General features: G+C 34.4%; 4 protein-coding genes. 3 read left to right on the forward strand and 1 reads right to left on the reverse strand.

What is annotated here, in order from left to right; translation table 11 throughout:
- Positions 1–52 precede the first annotated feature (52 nt).
- Complete coding sequence (locus A6M55_RS06505; protein ID WP_064196950.1) at positions 53–1963, forward strand: ABC-F family ATP-binding cassette domain-containing protein; 1911 nt, start codon at positions 53–55, stop codon at positions 1961–1963.
- Positions 1964–1998: 35 nt separating this feature from the next.
- Here the strand turns inward: A6M55_RS06505 and A6M55_RS06510 are convergent, their stop codons facing one another.
- On the reverse strand, positions 1999–4800 hold the full coding sequence (locus A6M55_RS06510; RefSeq protein WP_064196951.1) for a pitrilysin family protein: 2802 nt from the start codon (positions 4798–4800) through the stop codon (positions 1999–2001).
- A gap of 97 nt (positions 4801–4897) precedes the next feature.
- Here A6M55_RS06510 and A6M55_RS06515 point away from each other — a divergent pair, with 97 nt between their 5' ends.
- The gene (locus A6M55_RS06515) at positions 4898–5494 is read left to right on the forward strand and encodes a DUF502 domain-containing protein (protein ID WP_064196952.1); all 597 of its coding nucleotides are present in this window, start codon (positions 4898–4900) and stop codon (positions 5492–5494) included.
- 50 nt (positions 5495–5544) lie between these two features.
- Positions 5545–6138: a hypothetical protein gene (locus tag A6M55_RS06520; protein WP_015030546.1), complete on the forward strand. Its 594-nt coding sequence runs from the start codon at positions 5545–5547 to the stop codon at positions 6136–6138.
- The last annotated feature ends 61 nt before the right edge of the window (positions 6139–6199 follow it).

Consider the following 6199-nt stretch of genomic DNA (forward strand, 5'->3'; position numbering starts at 1 on the left):
TTCGACAAACCATCGTTTTATATTTTTTTATAATTATAATTAATCGCATAAAGTGCTTACAGTTAGTAATTTATCGTTTTATTTTGGCGGAAGAGCCATTTTTGAAGGAGCCAATTTACAAATAAAACCTAAAGATAAAATTGGTTTGATAGGTTTGAATGGGATGGGAAAATCGACACTTTTGCGTTTGATTGTGGGTGAATATCAGCCCGATGCTGGAAGTATTTCTAAGGCAGGAGATTGTACGATTGGTTTTTTAAATCAAGACTTACTTTCGTATCAGACCGAAGATTCTATTTTGGCTGTAGCTTTACAAGCTTTCGAGCGTGAAAACTTCCTTCAAAAAGAAATTGATAAAGTATTGCACGAAATGGAAGTAAATTATAAAGATGAGTTGGTTGAAAAACTTGGTCATTTGCAAGATGAATTTACACATTTAGGCGGCTATGGAATTCAATCAAAAGCAGAGGAAATTTTAGAGGGTTTGGGTTTTAAAACGGAGGAATTGCACAAACCATTGAAACAATTTTCGGGTGGATGGCGTATGCGTGTAATGCTTGCAAAATTGCTTTTACAAAAGCCTTCGTTATTACTACTTGATGAACCCACCAACCACTTGGATTTGCCTTCAATTCAGTGGGTTGAGAAATACATTCAGAATTATGAAAACTCAGTTGTAGTAGTTTCACACGACCGTGAGTTTTTAGATAACGTTTGTGGAACTACCGTTGAAGTCTCGCAAGCCAAACTTTGGTCATATCCCGGAAATTATTCGTTTTACGTAGAAGAAAAAGCATTAAGAAACGAAATTCAGAGAGGAGCTTACGAAAATCAACAGGCACAAATTCGTCAAACCGAACGCTTTATCGAGCGATTCAAAGCTAAAGCTACCAAAGCTCGCCAAGTGCAGTCGAGAGTAAAGGCCTTGAATCGTATGGAGTTAATTGATGATGTGATTGATGCGTCGGCGAAAGTTCACTTTAAATTTAAGTTTGGCGTAAATCCTGGTAGAAATGTATTTTCCCTAGAAAATGTGAGTAAATCCTACGGTGATAAGGTAATTCTCAAAAATACTACTACTGCCATTGAAAGAGGGGATAAGATTGCCTTAATTGGTGCCAATGGTAAAGGTAAATCTACATTATTAAGAATTATTGCAGGAACCGAAAGTGTAGAAGGTGAACGCAAGTTAGGGCATAATGTCAATTTTTCATTTTATGCACAGCATCAGCTTGAATCATTGCACGTAGATGAAACACTTCTTGATGAATTAAAATACGCAGACGGTGGCAAAACTGAAACAGAATTACGCTCTGTTTTGGGTTGCTTTTTATTCAATGGTGAAGATGTTTTTAAGAAAATTAAAGTGCTTTCTGGAGGTGAAAAATCAAGGGTTGCTTTGGCAAAAGTGTTAATTTCTGAAGCAAATTTTCTTTTGCTTGATGAGCCTACCAACCACTTGGATATGCAATCGGTAAACATTCTCATTCAAGCCTTAGAACAATACGAAGGTACTTATGTAGTTGTCTCGCACGACCGCCATTTTGTGAGCCAAGTAGCCAATAAGATTTGGTATATTGAAGATTATGAAATCAAAGAATATCCGGGTACTTATGATGAGTTTGAGGAATGGTATGAAGAAAATCGAAAATCGCTGGCTTCAACTCCTCCTGCACCATCAATCGAAACTGTTACAAAAAAAGTAGGGGCTTCGGCACCTATAAAAACTTCCTTAAGCTCGAATGCGATTAAAAAGTTAGAACGAGAAATTGCAGAAGTTGAAGCTAAAATTACAGATTTAGAGAATAAAAAGGTAGCTTTTGAAGCAAAACTAGCTGACCCTGAAATATATAAAGACCCCCAAGTTTTACAAAAAACTAATAATGATTACGAAGCACTAAAAGTTGAGCTTCAAAAAGCTAATGACTTGTGGGAAATAAAAATGATGGAATTAGAGGCATAAAAAAAGGAGCGAATTTGATTCGCTCCTTTTCAGTTTTATTTTTTCTCAGGAAGTAAAATAAATTTTGCTATATTATCTGTACAAAACTGATTTGCTGCTTTTTGAATACTTCCAACACTGATTTTATCAATTAATTGGCTTTGAAAACGATTAATAAAATTCAAATCTTCACCATCTGAATATTGGTCGAGTAGGTAAGAATTCCAAAATCCATTTTCTTTTACTTGAAGTTCTACTTCTCTTTTTTCTTCCGCAATTACTTTTTCTACATCAACTTTCTCTGGGCCATTTGCTTTAATTTTTGCTATTTCATCCAATGTTATTTTTACTAATTTATCGACATTGGCAGGTGAACAACCAAATGAAATCGTTAGATTGTAGGTCGATTTTGGCAGTTTTTCGTAAGAAGCACGAATACTAGGCGTATAAACTCCTCCTGCTTCCTCACGAAGTTTTTCGGTAAGCTTAATATCTAAAACTTCTGATAATGCATCAAGATTTATCAACTCTTCCTCAGAATAACCAAAATCACCGTTAAATTGTAAGCTAACACGTGCTTTATCTTCCAAACCTTTATAGACATTCTTCTCAATTTTACCTTTTACTTTACTAATTCCTAAATCCTTGAAAGTTTCTTGTCGTTTTGTAGAAGGTAAGCCACCAATGTATTTTTCGATAAGTGGTTTAATTTTTTCAATTTCAAAAGTACCAACAAAAACAAAGGTAAAATCGCTAAAATCAGCAAAACGCTCTTTGAAAATTTCAAAAGCACGGTCAACATTTGCTTTATCAATGTCTTCTGGCTTAGTTGGTTGACGACGGAAATGATTTTGGTAAAGTACAGTTGTTACCGTATCACTAAAAACTTTTTCAGGAGTAAGTGTTTTAGCCGCATTCGCCAATAATTCTTTCTCATTTTTTAAGAAGTTTTTGATTACTTCATCATCTCTTCTTGGTTGAGTTACGTAGGCATACATGAGTTGTAAGGCGGTTTCTAAGTCTTTTGGACTTGTACTTCCTCCAATTCCCTCAGAAATTTCACCAATGTAAGTATAAACTTGTGCAACTTTACCTGCTAAGGCTTTATCTAATTGAACATCTGATAATTTACTTACACCGCCCTGTGAAACTAAAGTTGAGGCTAATTCAGCTGAAATATAATCTGCATCGCTGTAAAGTGAAGTACCTCCCTTGCTTGTGGCTGAAAACAATATTTGGTCATTTTTGAAATTAGTTGGTTTCAAGGCAACTTTTACGCCATTTCCTAAGACAAGTTCTGTCACACCAATTTCTGGTATTTGTTTTTCGGAAATCACTTTAGTACCAACTGGAATTTTTTCTAAGATTGGAGTTAAAGCAATATCATCTTCGTATGGTTTCAAATCAGGATTCACATAACTAACTAATTCCTTGATTTTTGCTTCGTTTGGTAATTTATCTTTGTCTTTTTCAGAACCAACCACCATTGCCACACGATTATCTTCTTTCATTACTTTATTTGAAATAGCATTTACTTCATCTATTGTAATGCCATCGAGTTGGGCTTTGGTAAATTCATATCTAAAGTCGGCATTGGTGTAGGCTGTTCCTTGTAAATAGTTTTGCACTAATCCTCCAACAAAAGCTGCCGATTTTGTTTTATCTTTTTCTTTAAATCCTTTTTCTACGCCAGTAAAGTAGTCTTTTTTAGCTCTTTCGAGTTCTCCTTTAGTAAACCCAAATTTTTTAATTCGATTTTGTTCATCAATAACTGATTTGATGGCGGCTTCGAGGCCATCTGCATTTTTAGGTAAAACAATGGTCTGAAAAGCATCTAATCCACCTAAAAATGACCCATAATTCATAATTGCAACTACAAACGGTGCATTGGGCTTCTTCGAAAGTTCTTGTAAACGATTACTTATTAATTGGTTGTAAAGAGCCTCGGCTATGTCAGTGCGATAATCTGACTGTGTTTTTGTTTTTTCTTTCGGCAAACGAGTAAACATTTGGAAAGTATTTTGAGGAATCTCTTTATCTAATATTACCGCTGTCTGAGTGCCAGTTGTAGCAGGAATTTCATATTGAATTCTTTTTGGAGCGTTTTTAGGCATTTTTATTGCCGAAAATTTCTCCTTAATCAAATTTTCTACATTTTCTGCATCAAAATCTCCAACTGCAATAACTGCCATCAAATCTGGGCGATACCAATCTTTGTAAAATTTGATGATTTCTTCTGGTTTGAAGTTTTGAATAATATCTGTTTTGCCAATTGGTATTCTATTGGCATATCTTGAATTATTAAATAAAATTGGAAGTACTTTTTGCTGGATACGGGCTTGTGCATTTTTTCCTCTTGCTCTTTCTTCTTCTAAAATAATGCCTCTCTCTTTGTTAATTTCAGCGGTATCAAGCGTAGCGTAGTTCGACCAGTCTGCTAAGATTTGAAAAGCCCTTTCAAATAATTTTACTGAATCGGTTGGAACTTGAAGTTGATAAATCGTTTCATCAAAGCTTGTACTTGCATTCAAATCAGCACCGAATTTCATGCCTGATTTTTGAAGAAAATTAACGAGGTCATTTTTAGGAAATTCTTTGGTTCCATTAAAATTCATGTGTTCCATGAAGTGAGCCAAACCTTGTTGGGCATCGGTTTCTAGTATCGAACCAGCATTAACAACTAAACGTAGTTCCATTCGGTTCTTTGGCTCGGCGTTTTTTAAAATATAGTACTTGAATCCATTTTTTAAGGTGCCTACTTTTACCGCTGGGTTATTAGGAATCGGGACATTGAGTTTTTGTGCAAATGCGTGTGTCGAAACAGCAATTATTAAAACTAGGTGGATGAGTTTTTTCATGAATAAAAGGTTTGTTTTGCGTTTGTTAAAACTTTTAGTGAAATGAAAATGTTTGGTAAATAATAATAACGTGCTATTTACAAAAAAATATTAATTTATGACAGAAAGAACTATCCCCAGTAGGCTATTATCATATTTTATTCGAGGATTATTGTTTGTTGCCCCAATTGGATTTACTATATATATCCTTTTAGGAGCCTTTGACTTTGTAGATAATATTATTCGAATTAGGATTCCAACTGGAGATCCCAATCGAGACTTAATAATTCCGGGCTTGGGTTCAATGATAATTGTGCTTGGAACCATGGTGATTGGTTTTACATTCTCGGTTTTATTGCCTCAAACAATACAAAACATTATAGAAAATGCAATTGGTCATCTTCCCTTAGTTAGAATTTTTTATTTTGCTTTCAAAGATTTAATCTCTGCCTTTGTTGGTGATAAACGGAAATTTACACAGGCAGCCATCGTACAAATAAATAAAGAGACAGGTGTTCATAAAATTGGTTTCATTACACAAAATGATTTGAGTAATTTAGGCGTTAATAATCTAATAGCTGTTTATTTTCCGCATAGTTATGCTTTTTCGGGAGAACTTGTGTTAGTGCCCAAAGAAAACGTCCAGATGCTTGATATGCCAAGTGCTGAAGTAATGAAGTTAATTGTTTCAGGTGGGGTTTCAATCAAAGAATAATGAGCGGTAATTATTAAAGTGGTATTTTTCTCTCCCTAAACTATAGCCAAATGAGGTCGCTCTTTCTGAAATATTTACCTGTATTATTGCTATGCTGCGTGAATTTTGTGTCAAAATCTCAAGATTTTCACCAGCGACAAGCACCAACAGTTGAAGAACTCATTCTAAAAAAAGACCCTAATCTTGGCTATGCATTATTTAACAAGGAAAATTACATTGTTGTAGAAAACCTTCGAACAAGTAGTAGAAAAAAGGTTTTTATTGGAGAAGTCTTTCGATTTCGCACAAAGGATGGAATTTTATTTGAGAATGAAATTCATGAAGTTAAAGATTCTACTTTTGTTGTACAGGTATTTAACGAAACACGAAATCGTTTTGAATACGCAGAAATAAAGCTTGATGAAATAAGAAAAATCTATAAAAGACCTAAACGTGAGCTAAGTGTTGGATGGGCGACGTTATCTCCTTTTGGATATTTAGTTTTTGAATGGGCTGCGTGGGGCGTATCTCCTTTAAAAAATGAAAAATGGCCAATTGCTTTGGCACTAGCAGTAGCTCAACCAGTATTTACAGTAGTTTCTAACCAGTTTCGTGGAAGAAAAGTTACAGAAAATTATAGAGTTCGAATTTTGAAATCATTTTAGTTTCAAAGAATATGACAATTCTACTGTAAATCTATATATTTATTATAAATTTCATTTTTAG

The organism is Emticicia sp. MM (genome assembly GCF_001649495.1).